This is a genomic window from Streptomyces sp. NPDC101152 (genome assembly GCF_044768275.1).
Classification (GTDB): Bacteria; Actinomycetota; Actinomycetes; order Streptomycetales; family Streptomycetaceae; genus Streptomyces.
The window spans coordinates 1-21938 of sequence record NZ_JBIWPO010000063.1; the positions used below are offsets into that span (position 1 = coordinate 1).

Genomic DNA, 21938 nt, shown 5'->3' on the forward strand with positions numbered 1-21938 from the left:
AAGTCCACTGGCACTTCACCACCGACGACGCACGCGTGAAACTACGCCACCTCTACCCAACCACACAGCGAAAATAAGCCGCAACAAGCTACTAGGTCACGGGTGTGACTGCGCGTCACGTGTGGCGGGCGGTGACGGTGCGGTACGCGATCTCCGCCAGGCGGGCCTGGCCGTCGACGCTCGGGTGGAACCAGTCCCAGTGGCTCAACTGGTCCGTCCCGAAGCGGTAGTCGTACACCGCGTTCCCGTCGAACCGGCAGCGGCGGTCCTTGGCGCACACCTCCCGCAGCACCTTGTTGTAGTCCTCGACCCGCTTCTGCACCGTGTCCCGCCGTACCGTCGCCGCCGAGTCCACCGCGTCCGCGTCGCCCAGCATCGACGGGCAGATGCCGAGCTTCCAGATCTGCTTGCCCAGCGCATTGGTGCGGCCCTCGGACCACAGCCGCTTCAGGTTGGGCACGCTCGCCACGTACACCTGCGCCTTCGGCAGCCGCTCGCGCAGGCCGGCGAGGGCGTCCTCGAACCTGGCGCGGAAGTCGGCGACCGGCGTCATCGCCGACGTGGAGTTCCGGCAGGCGTCGTTGGCCCCCACCATCACCGTCACCAGCTGCGGCTTGCGCGCCGCCGCCTGCGCCAGCTGACCGGCCAGGTCCGCCATCCGCGCGCCGGTCACCGCGTAGTTCCAGCTCCGCTCGGCCGCCCGCGCCGTCCCCAGCAGGCGTACGGCGAGACTGTCGACCTTGGTGTCGCTGCCGGTCGCCCAGGACACCTCCGGACAGTCCGTCAGCACCGCGCAGGCGTCGAAGCCGCGGGTGATGGAGTCGCCCACCGCCGCCACGGAACCGGGGCTCACGTCCCACAGGGGCGCCGGTTTCGCGCGGGTGGGCGCGGCCGCGTTCCCACCGACGGCGTCGCAGCCGGCGACGCCCAGGACGGCCGCCGCCGTGACGGCGAGCACGGCCCGTGAACGGTGGCTCGGCTTGCGCATCCGCTGCTGTTCCCCTCGGTCGACGTACGGGAGGTCCCCCTCATGACAACGCGCGGGAGTTCCCGATTCCGGCAGCATGCAACGGTTCACACCCGGACAAGCGTCCTGCCGGGTGAATGGCGGGCGTTTCGGCGCATCGGGACCGACGGTACGTCACACTCCATGCGCCGCCGCACGGTAGCCTCGCCATCAACGTGGCTGCCCGGCCACGGCCGCCCGCCGTCCGCAAGATGTCCTGCTCTGCCCGGAGGTCCCGGTGACGACACGTGGAGTTCTGTACGTGCACTCCGCGCCGCGCGCGCTGTGCCCGCACGTCGAGTGGGCCGTCGCCGGGGTGCTCGGCACGCGCGTCAACCTCGACTGGATCCGGCAGCCCGCCGCGCCCGGCACCTGGCGCTCGGAGTTCTCCTGGCAGGCCGAGCCGGGCACCGCCTCCAAACTGGCCTCCGCGCTGCGCGGCTGGCACCTGCTGCGCTTCGAGGTGACGGCCGAGCCGTGCGCCACCGCGGAGGGCGAGCGCTACAGCTGCACCCCCGAGCTCGGCATCTTCCACGCGGTCACCGGCATCCACGGCGACATCCTGATCCCCGAGGACCGCCTCAGGGCGGCCCTCACCAGGTCCCAGCGCGACGAGACCGACCTGGAGGCCGAGATCGCCAAACTCCTGGGCAAGCCCTGGGACGACGAACTGGAGCCGTTCCGCTACGCGGGCGAGGGCGCTCCAGTGCGGTGGCTGCACCAGGTCGTCTGAGCCGACCTGAGGACCAACGCCCTGAAGGGGCGCGGGGCTGTATTCATTTGCGGCTCCGCCGCGGGGCGCGACAAGCCCCCACCGGCCCGCACCCGGCCGACAACAGAACCATCAACGGCGAATGGCCCGACCTCCCCATGGAGACCGGGCCATTTCCAGCCAACGGCGCTCTCAGACCGTCCGGAACGCCAGAACGACGTTGTGCCCGCCGAAGCCGAACGAGTCGTTCAGCGCGGCGATACGGCCCTCCACGGGCAGCTTCCGGGCCTCACCCCGCACCACGTCCGCGTTGGCCTCGGCCTCCGGGTCGAGGTTGTCGACGTTGATGGTCGGCGGAGCCACCCGGTGGTACAGGGCCAGCACGGTCGCCACCGACTCGATGCCGCCCGCGCCACCCAGCAGGTGACCGGTCATCGACTTCGTGGCGGAGACCGCCATGTGGTCGGCGTCGTCCCCGAACACCTTGCGCAGCGCCTTCAGCTCCGCGATGTCACCGGCCGGCGTCGACGTCGCGTGCGCGTTGACGTGCACGATCTCCGCCGGGTCCAGGTCGGTGCGCTCCATCAGGTGCTGCAGCGCGGCGGAGATGCCCCGCCCCTCCGGCTCCGGCTGCACGATGTCGTGGGCGTCGGCGGAGATGCCCTGGCCGACCGCCTCGGCGTACACCCGGGCCCCGCGCTTCGCGGCGTGCTCGGCGGACTCCAGGACGATCACGCCGGCGCCCTCGCCGAGGACGAAGCCGTCCCGGGCGACGTCGTAGGGACGCGAGGCGGCCTCGGGGTTCTCGTTGTTCTTGGACATCGCCATCATGTTGCCGAACGCGGCGATGGGCAGCGGGTGGATGGCCGCCTCGGTGCCGCCCGCGACGACCACGTCGGCCCGGCCGGTGCGGATCATCTCGATGGCGTAGCCGATGGCCTCGGCGCCCGAGGCACACGCGGAGACCGGCGTGTGCACACCCGCCCGGGCGCCCACGAGCAGGCCGACGTTGGCCGAGGGGCCGTTCGGCATGAGCATGGGGACGGTGTGCGGGGAGACGCGGCGTACGCCCTTCTCCTTCAGCACGTCGTACTGGTCGAGGAGGGTGGTCACGCCGCCGATGCCGGAGGCGATGACGGCGCCGAGCCGGTCGGGGTCGACGTTGGGGTCCTCACCGGCCTTGCCCTCGAAACCGGCGTCCGCCCAGGCCTCCTTGGCGGCGACCAGCGCGAACTGCGCCGAGCGGTCCAGGCGTCGGGCCTGCGGCCGGGGGATGACCTCGGTGGGTTCCACGGCGACGGGCGCCGCGATGCGGACCGCCTGGTCGGCGGCCCACTCCTGCTCCAGGGGCTTCACGCCGGACTTGCCGGCGATCAGGCCCTCCCAGGTAGAGGCTGCGTCGCCACCCAGCGGTGTGGTTGCGCCGATACCGGTGACGACCACGGTGCGATTGGTCGGGCTCACGGGAATTCTTTCTCCAACGGATCGGGATTCAGCGGCGCCACCGCCGGGTGGCGGGGCCATGCAGCCGGGCCTAAGCGGTGGTTCAGGCCTGGTGCTTGAGGATGTAGTCGGTCGCGTCGCCGACGGTCTTGAGGTTCTTCACGTCCTCGTCCGGGATCTTGACGTCGAAGCGCTCTTCGGCGGCGACGACGACCTCGACCATGGACAGCGAGTCGACGTCCAGGTCGTCGGTGAAGGACTTGTCCAGCTGGACGTCCTCAACCGGGATGCCGGCGATCTCGTTCACGATGTCGGCGAGACCGGCGACGATCTCTTCCTGAGTGGCGGCCATGTCAGGCGCTCCTTCTTTGTGATCCAGAGGGTTTGGCAGTGCTCTCCGTCCCCGGACCGTTCGTGATCCGGCACGGAGTGCCTAGGGGAGGGTAACGACAGTCGCGGCGTAGACGAGACCCGCCCCGAAGCCGATGACGAGCGCGGTGTCGCCGCTCTTCGCCTCACCGGTCGCCAGAAGCCGCTCCATCGCGAGCGGAATCGAGGCGGCCGAGGTGTTGCCGGTGGTGCGTACGTCCCGCGCGACCGTGACGTGCTCCGGCAGTTTCAGCGTCTTCACCATCGAGTCGATGATCCGCTCGTTGGCCTGGTGGGGGATGAAGACGTCCAGGTCGTTCGCGGTGATCCCGGCCGCGTCCAGCGCCTGCTGGGCGACCTTCGCCATCTCGAACACGGCCCAGCGGAACACCGCCTGGCCCTCCTGCGTGATGGCAGGGAACTTGCCCGTGGTGCTGTCGTACTCGGTCCACGGCACGGTCTGCTTGATGGTCTCCGACTTGTCGCCCTCGGAGCCCCAGACGGTCGGGCCGATCCCCGGCTCGGTGGCCGGGCCCACCACGACCGCGCCCGCGCCGTCCCCGAACAGGAAGGCCGTGGCCCGGTCCTCCAGGTCGGTCAGGTCGGACAGCCGCTCGACGCCGATGACGAGGACGTACTCCGCGCTGCCCTCGACGATCATGCCCTTGGCGAGGGTCAGGCCGTAACCGAAGCCCGCGCAGCCCGCCGAGATGTCGAAGGCGGCGGCCTTGTCCGTGCCGAGCTTGTCGGCGATCTCCGTCGCCACGGCCGGGGTCTGCTTGAAGTGCGAGACGGTCGAGACGATCACGCCGCCGATCTGCTCGGCGGAGATGCCCGCGTCCGCGATGGCCTTCCCCGACGCCTCGATCGACATGGCGGCGACGGTCTCCTCGTCGTTCGCCCAGTGCCGGGTCTGGATGCCGGAGCGCGAACGGATCCACTCGTCGGAGGAGTCGATCGTCTCGAGGATCACCTCGTTCGGCACGACCCGGGTGGGACGGTAGCCGCCGACCCCGAGGATGCGCGCGTACGGGGCGCCCTTGCTGGGCTTGATCTTCGACATGTTCGTACGGCTCCTTAGGGCGTCAGGCTTGGGCGTGCTCAGCGAGGAGCTCGCGGGCCGCGTCGAGGTCGTCGGGGGTCTTCAGCGCGAGCGTCTTCACGCCCGGCAGCGCGCGCTTGGCGAGGCCGACGAGGGTGCCGCCGGGGGAGACCTCGATGATCGCGGTCGCGCCGAGCTCCTTGAAGGTCTCCATGCACAGGTCCCAGCGGACCGGGTTGGCGACCTGCCCGACCAGCCGCTGCAGCACCTCGGCGCCGGTGGCGACGGCCTGCCCGTCCTTGTTGGAGACGTAGGTGACCTTGGGGTCGGCCGGGGTGAGGTCGGCGGCGGCCTGCGCCAGCGCGTCGACCGCGGGGGCCATGTGGTGCGTGTGGAAGGCGCCCGCGACCTTCAGCGGGACGACCTTGCGGACGCCCTCGGGCTTGTCCTCGTTGAGCACGGCGAGCTGCTCCAGCGTGCCCGCCGCGACGATCTGGCCCGCGCCGTTCACGTTCGCCGGGGTCAGGCCGAGCTTCTCCAGGTGCGCGACCGACACCTCGGGGTCGCCGCCGAGCAGCGCCGACATGCCGGTCTCGGTGATCGCGGCGGCCTCCGCCATGGCCAGCCCGCGCTTGCGGACCAGGGTCAGCGCGGCGGCGTCGTCCAGGACGCCCGCGAAGGAGGCGGCGGTGATCTCACCGACGGAGTGGCCCGCGACGGCGCCGGGGACGACGTCACCGAGTGCCGCGGCGGACAGGATGCCGGCCGCGACCAGTAGCGGCTGGGCCACGGCGGTGTCGCGGATCTCCTCCGCGTCGGCCTTCGTGCCGTAGTGGGCGAGGTCCAGTCCGATGGCGTCCGACCAGCCGGCGACGCGGTCTGCGGCACCGGGCAGTTCGAGCCAGGGAGTCAGGAAGCCGGGCGTCTGGGCGCCCTGGCCGGGAGCGACGAGTACGAGCACTCTCACACTCTCTCTTGAGGGCGGCCCGGGCCGCCCGTGGGGACAAGGACGAAGAACACGGAGGGGTTTTGTGGAGCTCCGACAAAAGACTAGGCCGCTGGATCTCCATCGGCCAGACGCCCCAGGATCAGCGCGATGCGCAGCGTGAACGCGGAGCGTACATCAGAGGGTGACCAGCCGGTGACGTCAGTCACACGTCGGAGCCGGTAGCGCACGGTGTTCGGGTGAACGAAGAGCATCCGGGCCGCGCCTTCGAGGCTGCTCGCCTGTTCGAGATAGACGGAGAGCGTCTCCAGCAGAGCCGAGCCGGCCTCCTCCAGCGGTCTGTAGATCTCCTCCACCAACTGCTCACGAGCACCGGGATCACCGGCTATGGCGCGTTCCGGAAGCAGATCGTCCGACAGGACCGGCCGCGGGGCGTCCTGCCAGGCGGAACATGCCTTGAGCCCGGCGGCGGCGGCCTGCGCGGACCGGGTGGCGGCCAGCAGATCGGGCACGACGGGCCCCGCGACCACGGGTCCGGCCGCATAAGGGCCGATCAGCGACTTGGCGACGCCGAGCGGGTTGTCGCTGCCGCCGGCGATCACGACGAGCCGGTCGCCCAGCACGCCCGTCAGCACCTGGAGCTTGGCGTGCCGGGCGGCCCGGCGGATCGCCTCCACGGTCAGCTCGGAGTCCCCGTCCGGGGCGGTGCCGAGCACGACACACACATGCTCCGGCGAGTTCCACCCGAGGGCGGCGGCCCTGCTGACGGCCCCCTCGTCGGCCTCCCCGCTGAGCACGGCGTTGACCACCAGCGACTCCAGGCGGGCGTCCCAGGCACCGCGTGCCTCGGCGGCCTGGGCGTAGACCTGGGCGGTGGCGAAGGCGATCTCCCGGGCGTACACGAGCAGCGCCTCGCGCAGCACGCTCTCGTCACCGGGCGCCGCCACCTCGTCGATCGCGGACTCCATGACCTCGATGGTCGTCCGCACCATCTCCACGGTCTGCCGCAGCGTGATCGCCCGGGTCAGCTCGCGCGGCGCGGTCCCGAACACGTCCGTCGAGATGGCCTGCGGGGCGTCCGGATGCCGGAACCACTCAGTGAACGCGGCGATACCGGCCTGCGCGACCAGCCCGATCCAGGAACGGTTCTCCGGGGGCATCGCCCGGTACCACGGCAGCGACTCGTCCATCCGCGCGATGGCCTGCGCGGCGAGACTCCCGGAGGACTGCTCCAGCCGCTTCAGGGTCGCCGCGTGCGGATGGACGTCGGACCGGACGGCATCGGGCTTGCTGGTTTCGGGTTCGGGCACGGGGACAAGACTGCCTTATCGGGACGGGCCCGTGCGCCGCCGGGGTTGCGCTTGACGGGTCGGTCGCCTCCAGAGGCACGTCGGCACCGGGTGCGTCGGCGTGCCCTTGCCGTCGGCCCGGCAGGGCTACCGTGGGGTCCGTGATGGACGTACGGCGCGCTGCGGAGCGCTATCCCGGGGGCGATGCGGCGGCCGGCATCGAGTCGTGGCACGCCTTCTCCTTCGGGCCGCACTACGAGCCCGACAACCTGCGGTTCGGCGCGGTCATCGCCTGCAACGAGGAGCGCCTGGCGCCCGGCGCCGGCTTCGACGAACACCCGCACAGCCACACGGAGATCGTGACCTGGGTGGTCGAGGGCGAGCTCACCCACCGCGACTCCCGCGGCCACGAGACGACGGTCCGCCCCGGGGACGTCCAGCGGCTGAGCGCGGCGGCGGGCGTGCGGCACGTGGAGCGCAACGACGGCACGGCGCCGCTGACCTTCGTGCAGATGTGGCTGGCCCCGCTGGAGCCGGGCGGCGAGCCCGCCTACGAGATCGTCCACGGCATCGCCGACTCCACGCCCTACGCCGTCCCGGAGGCGGCCGCGATGCTGCACGTACGGCGGCTGGGGGCGGGGGAGCGGACGGCGGTGCCGGACGCGCCGTTCGTCTACGTCCACGTGGTGCGCGGCGAGGTGCTGCTCGGCGACGAGACGCTGGACGCGGGCGACGCGGCCCGCGTCACGGACGCCAAGGACCTGGAGGCGGTCGGGGTGACGCGGGCCGAGCTGCTGATGTGGGAGATGGCGGCGGGTTAACGAATCTCCGCCAGCAGGGCGTCCGTGAACGGCGGCCACGCCTCCACCGCCCAGGGTCCGAAGGCCCGGTCGGTCAGCGCGACGCAGGCCAGCCCCGCGTCCGGGTCGATCCACAGGAACGTACCCGACTGGCCGAAGTGTCCGAAGGTGCGGGGTGAGGACGAACCGCCGGTCCAGTGCGGGGACTTGGAGTCGCGGATCTCGAAGCCGAGGCCCCAGTCGTTGGGGTTCTGGTGGCCGTAGCCGGGCAGCACGCCCTTGGTGCCCGGGTACTGGACCGTCATCGCCTCGGCGACCGTACGGGGGTCGAGGAGGCGCGGCGCCTGGATCTCGGCGGCGAAGCGCAGCAGGTCCGCCACCGTGGAGACGCCGTCCTTCGCGGGGGAGCCCTCCAGCGACGTGGACGTCATGCCCAGCGGCTCCAGCACCGCCTGCCGCAGGTACTCCGCGAAAGGGATGTCCGTCGCCTTCGCGACGTGGTCGCCGAGCTGCTCGAAGCCGGCGTTGGAGTACAGGCGGCGCTCGCCGGGCGGGGCCGTCACCCGGTGCTCGTCGAAGGCCAGCCCCGAGGTGTGGGCGAGCAGGTGACGGACGGTCGAACCGGGCGGCCCGGCCGGCTCGTCGAACTCGATCGCCCCCTCCTCGTACGCGACGAGGGCCGCGTAGGCCGCGAGCGGCTTGGTCACCGAGGCCAGGGGGAAACGCCGGTCGACCGGGCCGTGGGTGCCGAGCAGCGTCCCGTCGGCCCGTACCGCACCCGCGGCGGCGGTGGGAACCGGCCAGTTCTCGATCAGCGCGAGGCTCTGCAAGGACATGCGAGGAGCCTAAGGGATCGTTGCACTATGCCCGCCCGGGTCGCGCGGCCTGATCGGGCGCTCATAGTGCAACGACCCCTAAGCCGACGGCGCGTGCATACTTCCAGCAGGGTCGGGCCGCGGGGCTGTTTCTTGCCGGTTCCGCTTGCTTGGAGTGCACTCCAAGGTCATAGCGTTGAGGCCATGACGGTGATGGAGACCACCCCTACCAGGACCGACGTCTGCGGCGCCCCGCCCCACCCCCATCGGCGGCCGGAAGGCCAGGACAGCTACACCATCAGCGAGGTCGTCGCCTTCACCGGGCTGACCGCGCACACCCTGCGCTGGTACGAGCGCATCGGCCTGATGCCGCACGTCGACCGTTCCCACACCGGGCAGCGTCGCTACAGCAACCGTGACCTGGACTGGCTGGACCTCGTCGGCAAGCTCCGGCTCACCGGCATGCCGGTCGCCGACATGGTGCGGTACGCCGAGCTGGTGCGCGAGGGCGACCACACCTTCGGCGCGCGGTTCGAGCTGCTGGAGGCGACCCGGCGGGACGTGCTCGCCCGGATCGCCGAACTCCAGGACACCCTCGCGGTGCTTGACCGGAAGATCAGTTTCTACGCGGACGCGGACCGCGCCCGCGCCCACGAATCCGAGAAGGTGTGATGACCGACAGCAGGATCCCGACCGCGCGCCTCGGCGACACCGGCCCCGAGGTCGGCGTCCAGGGCCTCGGCTGCATGGGCATGAGCTTCGCCTACGGCCCCTCCGACGCGAAGGAGTCCAGGGCCACCCTGGAACGGTCCCTGGAGCTGGGCGTCACCCTGTACGACACCGCCGACGCGTACGGCATGGGCGAGAACGAGAAGTTCCTCGCGCCCTTCTTCAAGGCCAACCGCGACCAGGTCGTCGTCGCGACCAAGTTCGCCCTGTCCATCCCGCCGGAGGACCCCACCCGCCGGATCATCCGCAACGACCCGCCCTACATCCGCCAGGCCGTCGAGGCGAGCCTGAGGCGTCTCGACGTCGACGTCATCGACCTCTACTACATGCACCGGCGCGACGTGGCCGTGCCGATCGAGGAGAGCGTCGGCACCATGGCGGAGCTGGTGCGCGAGGGCAAGGTGAAGCACCTCGGGCTCAGCGAGGTCACCGCGGACGAGCTGCGCGCCGCGCACGCCGTGCACCCGATCGCCGCCGTGCAGTCGGAGTGGTCGCTGTTCAGCCGGGACATCGAATCCCACGTGGTGCCGGCCGCCCGGGAACTGGGAGTCGCCCTCGTCCCTTACTCGCCGCTCGGCCGCGGCTTCCTCACCGGGTCCTTCACCGACCCCGACAAGGAGCTGACCGCCGACGACTTCCGCCGTCAGCAGCCCCGCTTCACCGGCGAGAACGCGGCCGCCAACGCCGCTCTCCTGGAGCCGGTCCGCGCGGTCGCCCAGGCCCATGGCGCGTCCCCGGCGCAGGTGGCGCTCGCCTGGGTCCAGCAGCAGGCGGCGGTGCACGGCCTCCCGGTGGTCCCCATCCCCGGCACCCGCAAGCCGGGCCGGGTGGAGGAGAACGCGCGGGCGGCGACCATCGAACTAACCGAGGACGAGCTGTCCCTGCTGGAGCCGATCGCGGCGAAGGTGGCGGGCGACCGGTACGCGGACATGACGTTCACGTCCGCCGGCCGGGAGTAGCCGGCCCGGGGCTGCTCACAGCTCCGCCAGCAGTTCCGCCTTCTTCGTGGAGAACTCCGCGTCCGTCACCAGCCCCGCCTGGTGCAGTTCCCCCAGGTGACGGATGCGCTCCGCGATGTCGGCGGGATCGCGCCGGGCCGGTACCGACGGCACCGGCCCGCAGGTGCGTATCGCCGCAAGGACGGCCGCCGCGAACGGCAGCGACTCGTGCACGGGCCCGTAGCCCAGCCCGAACACCACGGCGGCCGGATCCTGGTCCGGCTGCGCGGGCGCCGTCCCCTCGCGCCGCAGCAGCCGCAGATGGCCCTCGAAGGCCTCGGGCGAGCGCCACTCGACCCCGTTCAGCTCGGCGACCGGAAAGCGTTGGTCGCCCGCCTTCCACTTGGCCGAGGACGCGCCCGTCCAGAACCAGCGGAAGTTCACCGTCCGGCCGTCGAAGGACGCCTTCGCGTCGTACGCCTTGAACTGCCGGGGCGCTTCGGGAGCGGCCACCAGGTAACGGTCGGCCGGGCCGTCCTCGCCGCTCAGCGCGGACTTCAGTTCGTCGGCGTAGTACTCGGCGAGGGTCTCGCGCTCGCTGGGCAGCACCAAGCGGTACGGGTCGCACGCCTCGGGCAGCTGTCCCGCGGCCGCCTCGAGGAGCGGGTCGGCCCCGGGCCGCAGCTCGGCGCGCAGCACGACCGCGCCCCGTCTGCCCGGGCTCAGCGTGACACCCGACAGCGCCTCCAGCGGAACCCGCCGTTCCCCCAGTGCCTGGAAGAGCCTGGGTGTTCGCAGCCCCCGCTCGTAACGGATGAGCACGGAGTCGGACTCGAACTCCCAGGCGGCATGAAATCCGGCCAGTACGTCACCCATGCGGCTCATCGTATGCGCGACCCGCTCCCTCGTCGCCACCCCGCGCGGACCGCAGTTCCTGCGGTGCTACGCGCGTCCGGCCGTCGCCGTACCGGACAAACCCATGCGGCACGCGTCATCGTCGCGGGCGCAGTGCACCGACCGGTACGCGCCGACCCCGATCTCCGCGAAGTTCAGCAGGCTCTCCGTGCCCGGTTCGAAGTAGCCGCCGTGCCCCTTGGCGCCCCGCGCCGACAGCACCCGCGACCCGAACGCGGCGGACACCGGGTCCGCCCCGTGGCCCAGCCCGCCGAGCTCGAGGTAGGGCACGTCCTGGATCCAGTCCGTGGCGTCCCGCATCGCCCACACCCGGGCCCAGGTGTGCAGGTGGGCGGCCTTCTCGACCCGCATCCCCGGGCTCCCGGCCACCGCTATGTCGGCCACCCGGCGCGGCAGCAGGTGCGCGGCGACCCCGCACACCACCGAGCCGTAGCTGTGGCAGAACAGCGACACCGGGGCGCGGCCGGGCAGGGCGCGCAGCAGGGCGTTCAGCCGGAGCGCGCCCTCCGCGGCGCGCACGCCCGTCGCCGACTCGATGCCGAGTCCGGCCGGTGCCGTGTAGTCGGCCCAGGCGATCACCGCCGTCCGCGTGGCGGGGCTCGCCGACCGCTCGGCCGCGTACAGCGACTGGGCCATGCCGACCGGCGCGGAGTACTCGCGGTTGGTCCTCTGGAAGGTGAGCAGGTCGGTGTCGACACCGGGGACGACGACCGACACCCGCTGGGCGCTCTGCAGGTCGCCGATGACCTCGGCGACCCGCCCGGAGGCTGCGGGGTCGAAGGCGAGGATCTGCCGGCCCGAGCTCATCAGCTGCTCGTAGCGGTGCATACGGCGGCCCGCGTCCTGCTGCCCGACGGGCGTCAGGCGCGGGTCGTGCATGCGTTTCAGCTCGACCGCGCGCTGCCGCCCGAGCGCGAGCCGGTTGGCCCGGTAGCGCAGGGCGACGGGGGCGCCGTTCATGTTGCCGACCGCGAGCGGGTAGCGGTGGGCGAGCGCGGCGCGCTCCGCCGCGGTGAGCGTGGCGAAGAAGCGGGACAGCCGCGCGGGGGCCGCGTCGGGGTCCGGCAGAGGGTGTCCGCGCAGCCTGCCGTGCTCCCAGGAGGAGAGCGAGGCCTGCAGCGGAGTCTGTACGCCGTGGCTGCGCAGAGCCGTCCAGCCGGTGGTCGCGAGCATCACGAACACGACCGACAGGGCGAGCAGGGCGCGCCAGACGTTCAGTTGCGGGGAGGTGTCGAAGGAAGTCACTGGGAGGACACACTAGGAGAACGAGAGGGTCTCGCGTGAGCTGAGTGACGGGTATCACGTTTCGATAAACGCCACGTTGACCTCAGCGTGTCTCAGCGTGCACGCCAGTTCTCGGTGAGTGCCGGACCCACCTGTTCGAGGTACGCGTTCGTCAACGCGCGCATCGACTCCACACTCATGTCCTCGCCCGCGCTCCACTGCCGCTCGGTGACCCTCATCACCCCGCCGAACACGGCGACCGCGAGCCGCGGCCGGGGATCGGCGTCCATGTCCACGCCCTCCCGCTCGGCGAGCACGCGCGCGAGGGTGTCCTCGATCTCCAGGCTGCGCCGCAGATGCGCGGCCAGCAGCACCGGCGTCGACTCGACCACCCGGCACAGCCGCAGATACAGCTCGACCGGTACGACCTCCTCGATGACCTCGTGGAGGGTGTCCCAGCCCTCCAGCACCGCCTGCCGCAGCGCCTCCAGCGGCGCCTCCGCGGCCGGCCGCTCGCGCACCGCCGCCACGAACCGCTCCACCACCAGCGCCTCCAGGGCGAGCGCGGCCTCCTCCTTGCCGGCGAAGTAGCGGAAGAAGGTGCGCTGGGAGACGTCGACGGCCTCGGCGATGTCGTCGACGGTCGTGCCCTCGTAGCCGCGGGTGGTGAACAGCTCGACGGCGGCCCTCAGCAGGGCGTCCCGGGTGCGCTGCTTCTTGCGTTCGCGCAGTGTTTCCATGAGGTGTCAGTTACCGACTTCTGAATTGGTTCGTCAACTGTCAGTGGCTGCCATTAGCCTCGAACACATGACTAGTCAGACCATCGACACGACGGGGTCGGGGGGCAAGGCGCCAGAGACCCCGTCTGCCGGGTCGCCGTCCTCCTCCGGACTGCGCGGCCATCCCTGGTTCACTCTCATCACGGTCGCGGTCGGGGTGATGATGGTGGCCCTCGACGGCACCATCGTGGCCATCGCCAACCCGGCCATCCAGAAGGACCTGGGCGCCAGCTTCGCGGACGTCCAGTGGATCACCAACGGGTACTTCCTCGCCCTCGCGGTCTCCCTGATCACCGCGGGCAAGCTCGGTGACCGCTTCGGCCACCGCCAGACCTTCCTCATCGGCGTGACCGGCTTCGCCGCCGCCTCCGGTGCCATCGGCCTGTCGAACAGCATCGCCGCGGTGGTCACCTTCCGCGTGCTGCAGGGCCTGTTCGGCGCCCTGCTGATGCCGGCCGCGCTCGGCCTGCTGCGGGCCACCTTCCCGGCCGAGAAGCTCAACATGGCCATCGGCATCTGGGGCATGGTCATCGGCGCCTCCACCGCCGGCGGCCCGATCCTCGGCGGGGTGCTCGTCGAGCACGTCAACTGGCAGTCGGTGTTCTTCATCAACGTGCCGGTCGGCGCGACCGCGCTGCTCCTCGGCCTGCTGATCCTGCTGGACCACCGCGCGGAGAACGCGCCGCGCTCCTTCGACATCCTCGGCATCGTGCTGCTGTCGGGCGCCATGTTCTGCCTGGTGTGGGCCCTGATCAAAGCGCCGGCCTGGGGCTGGGGCGACACCAAGACCTGGACGTTCATAGCCGCCTCGGTCGTCGGCTTCGCCCTCTTCTCCTTCTGGGAGACGAAGGTCAAGGAACCCCTCATCCCCCTGGGCCTGTTCCGCTCGGTCCCGCTCTCCGCGGGCGTCGTCCTGATGGTCCTGATGGCCATCGCCTTCATGGGCGGCCTGTTCTTCGTGACGTTCTACCTGCAGAACGTGCACGGTATGAAGCCGATCGACGCCGGTCTCCATCTGCTCCCGCTCACCGGGATGATGATCGTCGGCTCGCCGCTCGCGGGCGCGATGATCACCAAGCTGGGCCCGCGCGTCCCGCTGGCCGGCGGCATGGCGGCCACCGCGATCGCCATGTACGGCATGTCGACGCTGAAGGTGGACACCAGCAGCGCGGTGATGTCCCTCTGGTTCGCCCTCCTCGGCCTCGGCCTCGCGCCGGTCATGGTCGGCGCCACGGAGGTCATCGTCGGCAACGCGCCCATGGAGCTGTCCGGTGTGGCCGGTGGTCTCCAGCAGGCGGCGATGCAGATCGGCGGCAGCCTCGGTACGGCGGTGCTGGGCGCCGTCATGGCCTCCAAGGTCGACGGCGACCTCGCGGGCAACTGGAAGGACGCGGGCCTGCCGCCGCTCACCCCGGCCCAACTGCACCAGGCCTCCGAGGCCGTTCAGGTCGGTGTGGCGCCGGTCGCCAAGGGCACGCCGGAGGCGGTCGTCGCGAAGATCACGTCTGTCGCGCACGACACCTTCATCTCCGGCATGAGTCTGGCGTCCCTCGTGGCCTGCGGTGTCGCGGTGGTCGCGGTCTTCGTAGCGCTGTTCACCAAACGCGGCGCGAACGCGGAGGCGGGCGCGGGCGTCGGCCACATCTGACGGAATCTCAACCGACTTCGCCTATCAGGGTGAAGAGGCTGAAGATTCCTCGCACCCGGTGCGCGCCGCAGGTCACACTGGGTCAAGCCCTCCGGAGAGGGTGACCGGTGCTGCGGCGCGCTGCCGGAGGGGGACAGCGCGCCGGCAGCCCGGGAAACCTGGGGGATGATTAGCCCGCGCACGGGGGGTACCCGCTTCATTGAACCCCGAACCGACCCCGGGGTTCAGGGAGTTGATGATGGCGGGCTACGGACACGGAACGCGCAGGTACCCCCGCTCACGTGGCCGGACGTGGTCACGGACCGGGCCGGATCGCGCGACGCTGGGAATCATCGGAGTCATCTGCGCGATCGCTGGGTTCTTCGTGCTGGGGATCATCCTCGGCCCCGTGGCGGTCGTGTGCGGTTGGCTCGCCATGGGCCGCAGTTGGGCGGGCAGCCGCCCGGTCCCGGCCCTGGTCGCCTTCGTCCTGGGCGCCATCGACACGCTCCTGGCCATCGTGTGGCTGGCCGGAGCGGCCACCCCGGGCAACGGTCTGTTCTGACCCGGGGCGAGTGAGGGAAGGACCCCCGGCGGATGGACCGGGGGTCCGCCCTTGCGCGGGTGCGGTGCGGCGATGCCAGGGCGCGGGAGGAAGCCCCTGGTGAAGGGACCGGGAGGCCGCCCCTTGCGCGGGTGCGCGGGGCGGCTCCGCCGACGCAAGCGCACGCGAGGGAAGAGCCCGGTGGATGGACGGGGTGCCGCAATTGTGCGGGGTGCGCGGGGCGGGTTTCGCCGTCAGGGAAGAGCCCCCGGCAGGCGGACCGGGTCCCACCCTGTGCCGGTCTGCCGGGCGGCGGGCCGCTGTGGGGCGGGCAGTCGGTCCGGGAGGTCTCCGGTGCGGTGTGTCGGGCCGTTGGCGTGGTGCCGCGAGGCTGGGTGACAGGGGCGAGCCTCGTGTCACGGTCTGCCGGACGGTTCCCGTAGGGCCGCGATTTCTGCTCTCAGGGCTCGGACCTCCTCGGTGAGGGCCGCGATGGCCTCCGTCTGGCGTTGTTCCTCGGCGTCGTCCTTCTCGACGCGGGCCAGGAACCAGGCGGCGATGTTCGCCGTGACCACACCCAGCAGGGCGATGCCGGAGAGCATCAGTCCGACGGCGATCATTCGGCCCAGGCCGGTGGTGGGCGCGTGGTCGCCGTACCCGACGGTCGTCATCGTGGTGAAGGACCACCACAGGGCGTCACCCAGCGTCCGGATGTTCCCGTTCGGAGCCTCGCGCTCGACCGACAGGACGGCCAGCGAGCCGAACATCAGCAGCCCGACGACCGCCCCGCCGACGTACGTTGTCAGCCTGATCCGGTTGGCCATCCGTGCCCGCCGCTCCACCAGCGCCAGCGTCGCGACCATGCGCAGCAGCCGCAGCAGCCGCAGCGGCTGCAGGATCGGCAGGACGACCGCGCACAGGTCTATCCAGTGCCGGCGCACGAACTCCTTGCGGTGCCGGGCGAGAGCCAGCCGCGTCAGATAGTCCGTGGCGAAGGCCCCCCACACCACCCACTCGACCACGGTGCAGATCTGGGTCAGCAGATGCCCCGCCGAGTGGTCCACGATCGGCACGGCGTACGCGACGGCGAACACCAGGGCGAGGGCCAGCAGCGGCCGCTGGGTGAGGTGCTCCCAGCGCGCCTGCGCCGTTTCTTGATCCATGCCCGCATCGTAAAGAAACCGTCAAGGGCGGCGGGACCACAGCCCCGCCGCCCTTCGTCTCACCGGCCCAGGGCCAGGGCTAGGCGTCCCCGCCCGCCGCCCCGGGATCCGCGGCCGACGCGTCCAGCAACTGGTACCGGTCGATCGCCTGCTTCAGCACCGACCGGTCCACCTTCCCCTCCTTCGCCAGCTCCGTCAGCACCGCCACCACGATCGACTGGGCGTCGATGTGGAAGAAGCGGCGCGCCGCCCCCCGCGTGTCGGCGAAGCCGAACCCGTCGGCGCCCAGCGACTGGTACGTCCCCGGCACCCAGCGCGCGATCTGGTCCGGCACCGACCGCATCCAGTCGGACACCGCCACGAACGGCCCCTGCGCCCCCGACAGCTTCTGCGTCACGTACGGCGTGCGCTGCTCCTCCTCGGGATGCAGCAGGTTGTGCTCCTCCACCGCCACGGCCTCGCGCCGCAGCTCGTTCCAGGAGGTCGCCGACCACACGTCCGCCTTGACGTTCCACTCCTCGGCGAGGATCTTCTGCGCCTCGACGGCCCACGGGACGGCCACACCGGACGCGATGACCTGCGCCGGGATCGACCCCGAGGTGCCCTCGGACAGCCGGTGGATGCCCTTGAGGATGCCCTCGACGTCCACGTCGGCCGGCTCGGCCGGGTGCTGGATGGGCTCGTTGTACACGGTGAGGTAGTAGAAGACGTCCTCGCCGTGCGGATGCTCCTCCGAGCCCCCGTACATCCGCCGCAGCCCGTCCTGCACGATGTACGCGATCTCGTACGAGTACGCCGGGTCGTACGCGACGCACGCCGGGTTCGTCGAGGCGAGCAGCTGAGAGTGGCCGTCCGCGTGCTGCAGGCCCTCACCGGTCAGGGTCGTACGACCGGCGGTCGCGCCCAGCACGAATCCGCGCGCCAGCTGGTCGGCCATCTGCCAGAACTGGTCACCGGTGCGCTGGAAACCGAACATCGAGTAGAAGACGTACACCGGGATCAGCGGTTCGCCGTGCGTGGCGTAGGCCGAGCCCGCCGCGATGAGGGAGGCGGTGCAGCCGGCCTCGGAGATGCCGTCGTGCAGCATCTGGCCGGTCGGCGACTCCTTGTACGCGAGGAGCAGGTCGCGGTCCACCGCCTCGTACTGCTGGCCGAGCGGGTTGTAGATCTTCGCGCTCGGGAAGAAGGAGTCCATGCCGAACGTGCGGTACTCGTCCGGCGCGATCAGCACGAAGCGGCGCCCGAGCTCCTTGTCCCGCATGAGGTCCTTGAGGAGACGGACGAAGGCCATGGTCGTCGCGATCGACTGCTGGCCCGAGCCCTTCTTCACACTCGCGTACACCTTGTCGTCCGGCAGCGCGAGCGGCTTGGAGCGCACGACGCGCGTCGGGACGTACCCGCCGCACTGCTTGCGCTGGTCGTGCATGTACTGGATCTCTTCCGAGTTCCGGCCCGGGTGGTAGTACGGCGGCGCGCCGGACTCCAGCTCCTTGTCGGAGATCGGCAGGTGCAGCCGGTCCCGGAAGCGCTTGAGGTCGTCGACCGTCAGCTTCTTCATCTGGTGCGTGGCGTTGCGGCCCTCGAAGTTGGGGCCGAGCGTCCAGCCCTTGATGGTCTTCGCGAGGATCACCGTGGGCTGGCCCTTGTGCTCGGTGGCCGCCTTGAACGCCGCGTAGATCTTGCGGTGGTCGTGGCCGCCGCGACCCAGGTGCAGGATCTGGTCGTCGGTCATGTTCTCGACCATCGCGCGCAGCCGCTGGTCGTCGCCGAAGAAGTGCTCGCGGATGTACCCGCCGGACTCGGTGGCGTACGTCTGGAACTGGCCGTCCGGCGTGGTGTTCATCTTGTTGACGAGGATGCCGTCGCGGTCCTGGGCGAGCAGCGGGTCCCAGGTGCGGTCCCAGATCAGCTTGATGACGTTCCAGCCGGCGCCCCGGAAGACCGACTCCAGCTCCTGGATGATCTTGCCGTTGCCGCGCACCGGGCCGTCCAGGCGCTGCAGGTTGCAGTTGACGACGAAGGTCAGGTTGTCCAGGCCCTCGCGGGCGGCGATGGACAGCTGGCCCAGCGACTCCGGCTCGTCCATCTCGCCGTCGCCGAGGAACGCCCACACCTGCGACTTCGAGGTGTCGGCGATCCCGCGCGCGTGCATGTAGCGGTTCATCCGCGCCTGGAAGATCGCGCCGATCGGGCCGAGGCCCATCGACACCGTCGGGAACTCCCAGAAGTCCGGCATCGAGCGCGGGTGCGGGTAGGAGGACAGGCCGTTGGGGGCCTTCGACTTCTCCTGGCGGAACCCGTCCAGCTGCGCCTCGCTGAGCCGGTCGAGCAGGTACGCGCGCGCGTAGATGCCGGGGGAGGCGTGGCCCTGGAAGAAGACCTGGTCGCCGCCGAGCCCGTCGTCCTTGCCCCGGAAGAAGTGGTTGAAGCCGACGTCGTAGAGGGACGCGGAGGAGGCGAAGGTGGCGATGTGGCCGCCGACGCCGATGCCGGGGCGCTGGGCGCGGGAGACCATCACTGCGGCGTTCCAGCGGGTGGCGTTGAGGATCTTGCGCTCGATCTCCTCGTTGCCGGGGAAGAACGGCTCGGCCCTGGTGGGGATGGTGTTCACGTAGTCCGTGCTGCGCATCTCGGGCACGGCCACGCGCTTCTCGCGGGCCCGCTCGATCAGCCGCAGCATCAGGTAGCGGGCCCGCTCCCGGCCGCGCTCGTCCACGGCGGCGTCGAGGGAGTCGAGCCACTCCTGGGTTTCCTCGGGATCGAAGTCAGGAACCTGACTCGGAAGGCCGCCAATGATGATCGGGTTGCGATCGGATCCGGAAGCCACGCTGTTCCTTACCTGTCAGAGGGCTGCTGAGGTCTGCTTTTCAGCTGCATTTCGGTATGCCTGCACCGTTCCCCATCGTGTACCTCGGAAAAGCAAACGTCATCTCTACTGAGGGGTAACCGGCATCCGCATCACCTGTCCCGGGTTCCCAATGCCGCAAAGCGGGCACAACGGTGTGGTGTGGGTCACGGCCGTCGTCGGCGACGTGCCTGGAGTTGCGGCGACACGGCCGGGAACGTCACCGTTTCGGCGGTCTGAACGGCCGGGTACTTGCGCGATCCGTCCCGCCCGTGTGGACTACGGCCAACGCCTCGCGCACGCGCGTGGCTGAGAGATACCCAAAGACAAGATCAGGAGGCAACCCGTGAGCGCGACCGCGGACCACGCGGAGACGAGCCCTGCCGTGAGGCTGGGGTTCCAGCCCGAGCAGGTGGTCCAGGAGATCGGCTACGACGACGACGTAGACCAGGAACTCCGCGAGGCCATTGAGGAAGTCATCGGCAGCGACCTGGTGGACGAGGACTACGACGACGTCGCCGATGCCGTGGTGCTCTGGTTCCGCGACGACGACGGCGACCTGACGGATGCGCTGGTGGACGCCACCACGTACATCGAGGAAGGCGGGTCGATCCTGCTCCTCACGCCGAAGACCGGACGGGACGGCTACGTCGAACCGAGCGACATCTCCGAAGCCGCGACGACGGCGGGGCTGTCGGCCTCCAAGAGCGTCAGCGTGGGCAAGGACTGGAGCGGCAGCCGGCTGGTGACGCCCAAGGCGGCCAAGTCCAAGAAGTAGCCCCGAGACGGACGGGCCGGGACTCCCCGGCCCGTCCGTCCGCCCTCCGGGGGCGCTGCGTAGGGTGGGTGCCACCCGAACAGCCCCACCGAGAAGGACGTACTTCGATGGCGATCCAGGTCGGCGAAAAGGCCCCCGACTTCGAGCTCAAGGACAACCACGGCGCCACCGTGCGGCTCTCCGACTTCCGTGGCGAGAAGAACGTGGTCCTGCTCTTCTACCCCTTCGCATTCACCGGCGTGTGCACCGGCGAACTGTGCGAGGTGCGCGACAACCTGCCGAAGTTCGCCGACCGCGACACCCAGGTGCTCGCCGTCTCCAACGACTCCATCCACACCCTGCGCGTCTTCGCCGAGCAGGAGGGCCTGGAGTACCCGCTGCTGAGCGACTTCTGGCCGCACGGCGAGGTCTCCCGCGCCTTCGGCGTCTTCGCCGAGGACAAGGGCTGTGCGGTGCGCGGCACCTTCGTCATCGACAAGGAGGGCGTGGTCCGCTGGACCGTCGTGAACGCGCTGCCCGACGCCCGTGACCTGAACGCGTACGTGAAGGCGCTCGACACCCTGTGATTCTTCGTCTCCATGCCATGCGTGGGGCGGGAACCCGTCACTAGGATCGACTCGTTGATCCGGTATCAAACGCATGGCGGGGCGCCCCGCCCCTGGAACCCAATGGAGGACTCGTGGGAGTCAGCCTCAGCAAGGGCGGCAACGTATCGCTGACGAAGGAGGCCCCGGGCCTGACCGCGGTGCTCGTCGGTCTGGGCTGGGACGTCCGTACGACGACCGGCACCGACTTCGACCTCGACGCCAGCGCGCTGCTGCTGAACAACTCCGGCAAGGTCGCCAGCGACCAGCACTTCGTCTTCTTCAACAACCTCAAGAGCCCCGACGGCTCGGTCGAGCACACCGGTGACAACCTCACCGGCGAGGGCGAGGGTGACGACGAGGTCATCAAGGTCAACCTCGCGGGCGTCCCGGCCGACATCGAGAAGATCGTCTTCCCGGTCTCGATCTACGACGCCGAGAACCGCCAGCAGTCCTTCGGCCAGGTCCGCAACGCGTTCATCCGCGTCGTCAACCAGGCCGGCGGGGCGGAGATCGCCCGCTACGACCTCAGCGAGGACGCGTCCACGGAGACCGCCATGGTCTTCGGTGAGCTGTACCGCAACGGCACGGAGTGGAAGTTCCGCGCCATCGGCCAGGGCTACGCCTCCGGCCTGCGCGGCATCGCCCAGGACTTCGGCGTCAACGTCTGAGAGTTGCCTCGAGCTCCCGGCGCCGCGCGGTTTGTGCGCGGCGCCGGGAGCGCAGGACAAGCAGTGAAGCACCGTCTCGGGGAGGGACCAGCATCATGGGCGTCACACTCGCCAAGGGGGGCAATGTCTCCCTGTCCAAGGCCGCGCCGAACCTCACGCAGGTGATGATCGGCCTCGGCTGGGACGCGCGCTCCACCACCGGAGCCCCCTTCGACCTCGACGCCAGCGCGCTGCTGTGCGCCGGCGGGCGGGTGCTGGGCGACGAGTGGTTCGTCTTCTACAACCAGCTCAAGAGCCCGGACGGCTCGGTCGAGCACACCGGTGACAACCTCACCGGTGAGGGCGAGGGCGACGACGAGTCGATCCTGGTCGACCTGGCCAGGGTGCCCGAGCGCTGCGACAAGATCGTCTTCCCGGTCTCGATCCATCTCGCCGACGAGCGCGGCCAGACCTTCGGCCAGGTCTCCAACGCCTTCATCCGCGTGGTGAACCAGGCCGACGGCCAGGAACTCGCCCGGTACGACCTCAGCGAGGACGCCAGCACGGAGACGGCCATGATCTTCGGCGAGGTCTACCGCTACCAGGGCGAGTGGAAGTTCCGGGCCGTCGGCCAGGGGTACGCGTCCGGCCTGCGCGGGATCGCCCTCGACTTCGGGGTCAACGTCTCGTAAAGGGAACCGGCCCCCACCCGTGCGGGGCCCGGGGTTCTCCCTCTACAC

The 21938-nt window shown here is 70.6% G+C and carries 22 protein-coding genes; 10 read left to right on the forward strand and 12 right to left on the reverse strand.

The genetic code is table 11. The features are described 5' to 3' along the window. Positions 1-115: 115 nt before the first annotated feature. Positions 116-988 (reverse strand): SGNH/GDSL hydrolase family protein, encoded by an 873-nt coding sequence (locus ACIRVK_RS40410; protein WP_404256292.1) that lies wholly within the window; start codon positions 986-988, stop codon positions 116-118. 256 nt (positions 989-1244) lie between these two features. Between ACIRVK_RS40410 and ACIRVK_RS40415 the strand changes: the two genes are divergently transcribed. Further along, positions 1245-1739, forward strand: coding sequence for a DUF3145 domain-containing protein (locus ACIRVK_RS40415; protein ID WP_404256294.1), 495 nt, complete (start codon positions 1245-1247; stop codon positions 1737-1739). Between the two features lie 171 nt (positions 1740-1910). On the opposite strand, the gene fabF is transcribed toward ACIRVK_RS40415, so the two are convergent. The 5 genes from fabF to fasR all read right to left on the reverse strand — a co-directional run bounded on the left by fabF (position 1911) and on the right by fasR (position 6828). Next, entirely contained in the window at positions 1911-3182 is a 1272-nt protein-coding gene (fabF, locus tag ACIRVK_RS40420; protein ID WP_404256296.1) for a beta-ketoacyl-ACP synthase II, read from the reverse strand. Between the two features lie 82 nt (positions 3183-3264). Further along, entirely contained in the window at positions 3265-3513 is a 249-nt protein-coding gene (locus tag ACIRVK_RS40425; RefSeq protein WP_015660680.1) for an acyl carrier protein, read from the reverse strand. An 81-nt stretch (positions 3514-3594) separates the two neighbouring features. Continuing rightward, positions 3595-4593 (reverse strand): ketoacyl-ACP synthase III, encoded by a 999-nt coding sequence (locus tag ACIRVK_RS40430; RefSeq protein ID WP_404256298.1) that lies wholly within the window; start codon positions 4591-4593, stop codon positions 3595-3597. Between the two features lie 22 nt (positions 4594-4615). Continuing rightward, complete coding sequence (locus tag ACIRVK_RS40435) at positions 4616-5533, reverse strand: ACP S-malonyltransferase (protein ID WP_404256300.1); 918 nt, start codon at positions 5531-5533, stop codon at positions 4616-4618. Between the two features lie 89 nt (positions 5534-5622). Further along, a complete protein-coding gene (gene fasR, locus ACIRVK_RS40440) occupies positions 5623-6828 on the reverse strand; it encodes a fatty acid biosynthesis transcriptional regulator FasR (RefSeq protein ID WP_404256302.1) in 1206 nt (401 codons plus the stop codon). A gap of 143 nt (positions 6829-6971) precedes the next feature. Between fasR and ACIRVK_RS40445 the strand changes: the two genes are divergently transcribed. After that, positions 6972-7628: a pirin family protein gene (locus ACIRVK_RS40445; RefSeq protein WP_404256347.1), complete on the forward strand. Its 657-nt coding sequence runs from the start codon at positions 6972-6974 to the stop codon at positions 7626-7628. On the opposite strand, the gene ACIRVK_RS40450 is transcribed toward ACIRVK_RS40445, so the two are convergent. Further along, entirely contained in the window at positions 7625-8443 is an 819-nt protein-coding gene (locus ACIRVK_RS40450) for a serine hydrolase domain-containing protein (RefSeq protein ID WP_404256304.1), read from the reverse strand. The two genes, ACIRVK_RS40445 and ACIRVK_RS40450, sit on opposite strands and share 4 nt — an antisense overlap. 183 nt (positions 8444-8626) lie before the next feature. On the opposite strand from ACIRVK_RS40450, the gene ACIRVK_RS40455 reads away from it, so the two are divergent. Together ACIRVK_RS40455 and ACIRVK_RS40460 are read left to right on the forward strand one after the other, a co-directional pair. Further along, positions 8627-9094: a MerR family transcriptional regulator gene (locus tag ACIRVK_RS40455; protein WP_404256306.1), complete on the forward strand. Its 468-nt coding sequence runs from the start codon at positions 8627-8629 to the stop codon at positions 9092-9094. Beyond that, positions 9094-10110, forward strand: coding sequence for an aldo/keto reductase (locus ACIRVK_RS40460; RefSeq protein WP_404256308.1), 1017 nt, complete (start codon positions 9094-9096; stop codon positions 10108-10110). The genes ACIRVK_RS40455 and ACIRVK_RS40460 overlap by 1 nt, the downstream gene beginning before the upstream one ends. A 15-nt stretch (positions 10111-10125) precedes the next feature. Here ACIRVK_RS40460 and ACIRVK_RS40465 read toward each other — a convergent pair whose 3' ends face one another. From ACIRVK_RS40465 to ACIRVK_RS40475, 3 genes are all read right to left on the reverse strand, one after another. Beyond that, positions 10126-10974, reverse strand: a complete 849-nt coding sequence (locus tag ACIRVK_RS40465; RefSeq protein WP_404256310.1) for a DUF4429 domain-containing protein — start codon at positions 10972-10974, stop codon at positions 10126-10128. A gap of 57 nt (positions 10975-11031) precedes the next feature. Further along, positions 11032-12249 carry an alpha/beta hydrolase gene (locus ACIRVK_RS40470; RefSeq protein ID WP_404256312.1) on the reverse strand — a complete coding sequence of 406 codons (1218 nt, stop codon included), beginning with the start codon at positions 12247-12249 and terminating at the stop codon, positions 11032-11034. Between the two features lie 92 nt (positions 12250-12341). Beyond that, entirely contained in the window at positions 12342-12968 is a 627-nt protein-coding gene (locus ACIRVK_RS40475; protein ID WP_404256314.1) for a TetR/AcrR family transcriptional regulator, read from the reverse strand. A 67-nt stretch (positions 12969-13035) separates the two neighbouring features. On the opposite strand from ACIRVK_RS40475, the gene ACIRVK_RS40480 reads away from it, so the two are divergent. Continuing rightward, the gene (locus ACIRVK_RS40480) at positions 13036-14655 is read left to right on the forward strand and encodes an MFS transporter (protein WP_404256316.1); all 1620 of its coding nucleotides are present in this window, start codon (positions 13036-13038) and stop codon (positions 14653-14655) included. A gap of 235 nt (positions 14656-14890) precedes the next feature. After that, positions 14891-15199, forward strand: coding sequence for a small hydrophobic protein (locus ACIRVK_RS40485; protein WP_404256349.1), 309 nt, complete (start codon positions 14891-14893; stop codon positions 15197-15199). Between the two features lie 395 nt (positions 15200-15594). On the opposite strand, the gene ACIRVK_RS40490 is transcribed toward ACIRVK_RS40485, so the two are convergent. Next, a complete protein-coding gene (locus ACIRVK_RS40490) occupies positions 15595-16341 on the reverse strand; it encodes an ion channel (protein WP_404256318.1) in 747 nt (248 codons plus the stop codon). 79 nt (positions 16342-16420) lie between these two features. Further along, positions 16421-19168, reverse strand: coding sequence for a pyruvate dehydrogenase (acetyl-transferring), homodimeric type (gene aceE / locus ACIRVK_RS40495; RefSeq protein ID WP_404256320.1), 2748 nt, complete (start codon positions 19166-19168; stop codon positions 16421-16423). A 364-nt stretch (positions 19169-19532) separates the two neighbouring features. On the opposite strand from aceE, the gene ACIRVK_RS40500 reads away from it, so the two are divergent. The 4 genes from ACIRVK_RS40500 to ACIRVK_RS40515 all read left to right on the forward strand — a co-directional run bounded on the left by ACIRVK_RS40500 (position 19533) and on the right by ACIRVK_RS40515 (position 21890). After that, positions 19533-19964 (forward strand): DUF3052 domain-containing protein, encoded by a 432-nt coding sequence (locus ACIRVK_RS40500; RefSeq protein ID WP_133041255.1) that lies wholly within the window; start codon positions 19533-19535, stop codon positions 19962-19964. Between the two features lie 107 nt (positions 19965-20071). Then, positions 20072-20530 (forward strand): peroxiredoxin, encoded by a 459-nt coding sequence (locus ACIRVK_RS40505; protein ID WP_404256322.1) that lies wholly within the window; start codon positions 20072-20074, stop codon positions 20528-20530. Between the two features lie 113 nt (positions 20531-20643). Then, entirely contained in the window at positions 20644-21219 is a 576-nt protein-coding gene (locus ACIRVK_RS40510; RefSeq protein ID WP_404256324.1) for a TerD family protein, read from the forward strand. 95 nt (positions 21220-21314) lie between these two features. Beyond that, complete coding sequence (locus tag ACIRVK_RS40515; RefSeq protein WP_404256326.1) at positions 21315-21890, forward strand: TerD family protein; 576 nt, start codon at positions 21315-21317, stop codon at positions 21888-21890. Positions 21891-21938: the final 48 nt, after the last annotated feature.

Coding starts and splice junctions, on each gene's coding strand:
- ACIRVK_RS40410 (WP_404256292.1), bottom strand. CDS start 988: ATGCGCAAGCCGAGCCACCGTTCACGGGCCGTGCTCGCCGTCACGGCG.
- ACIRVK_RS40425 (WP_015660680.1), bottom strand. CDS start 3,513: ATGGCCGCCACTCAGGAAGAGATCGTCGCCGGTCTCGCCGACATCGTG.
- ACIRVK_RS40430 (WP_404256298.1), bottom strand. CDS start 4,593: ATGTCGAAGATCAAGCCCAGCAAGGGCGCCCCGTACGCGCGCATCCTC.
- ACIRVK_RS40445 (WP_404256347.1), top strand. CDS start 6,972: ATGGACGTACGGCGCGCTGCGGAGCGCTATCCCGGGGGCGATGCGGCG.
- ACIRVK_RS40450 (WP_404256304.1), bottom strand. CDS start 8,443: ATGTCCTTGCAGAGCCTCGCGCTGATCGAGAACTGGCCGGTTCCCACC.
- ACIRVK_RS40455 (WP_404256306.1), top strand. CDS start 8,627: ATGACGGTGATGGAGACCACCCCTACCAGGACCGACGTCTGCGGCGCC.
- ACIRVK_RS40460 (WP_404256308.1), top strand. CDS start 9,094: ATGACCGACAGCAGGATCCCGACCGCGCGCCTCGGCGACACCGGCCCC.
- ACIRVK_RS40465 (WP_404256310.1), bottom strand. CDS start 10,974: ATGAGCCGCATGGGTGACGTACTGGCCGGATTTCATGCCGCCTGGGAG.
- ACIRVK_RS40475 (WP_404256314.1), bottom strand. CDS start 12,968: ATGGAAACACTGCGCGAACGCAAGAAGCAGCGCACCCGGGACGCCCTG.
- ACIRVK_RS40480 (WP_404256316.1), top strand. CDS start 13,036: ATGACTAGTCAGACCATCGACACGACGGGGTCGGGGGGCAAGGCGCCA.
- ACIRVK_RS40485 (WP_404256349.1), top strand. CDS start 14,891: ATGATGGCGGGCTACGGACACGGAACGCGCAGGTACCCCCGCTCACGT.
- ACIRVK_RS40490 (WP_404256318.1), bottom strand. CDS start 16,341: ATGGATCAAGAAACGGCGCAGGCGCGCTGGGAGCACCTCACCCAGCGG.
- ACIRVK_RS40505 (WP_404256322.1), top strand. CDS start 20,072: ATGGCGATCCAGGTCGGCGAAAAGGCCCCCGACTTCGAGCTCAAGGAC.
- ACIRVK_RS40515 (WP_404256326.1), top strand. CDS start 21,315: ATGGGCGTCACACTCGCCAAGGGGGGCAATGTCTCCCTGTCCAAGGCC.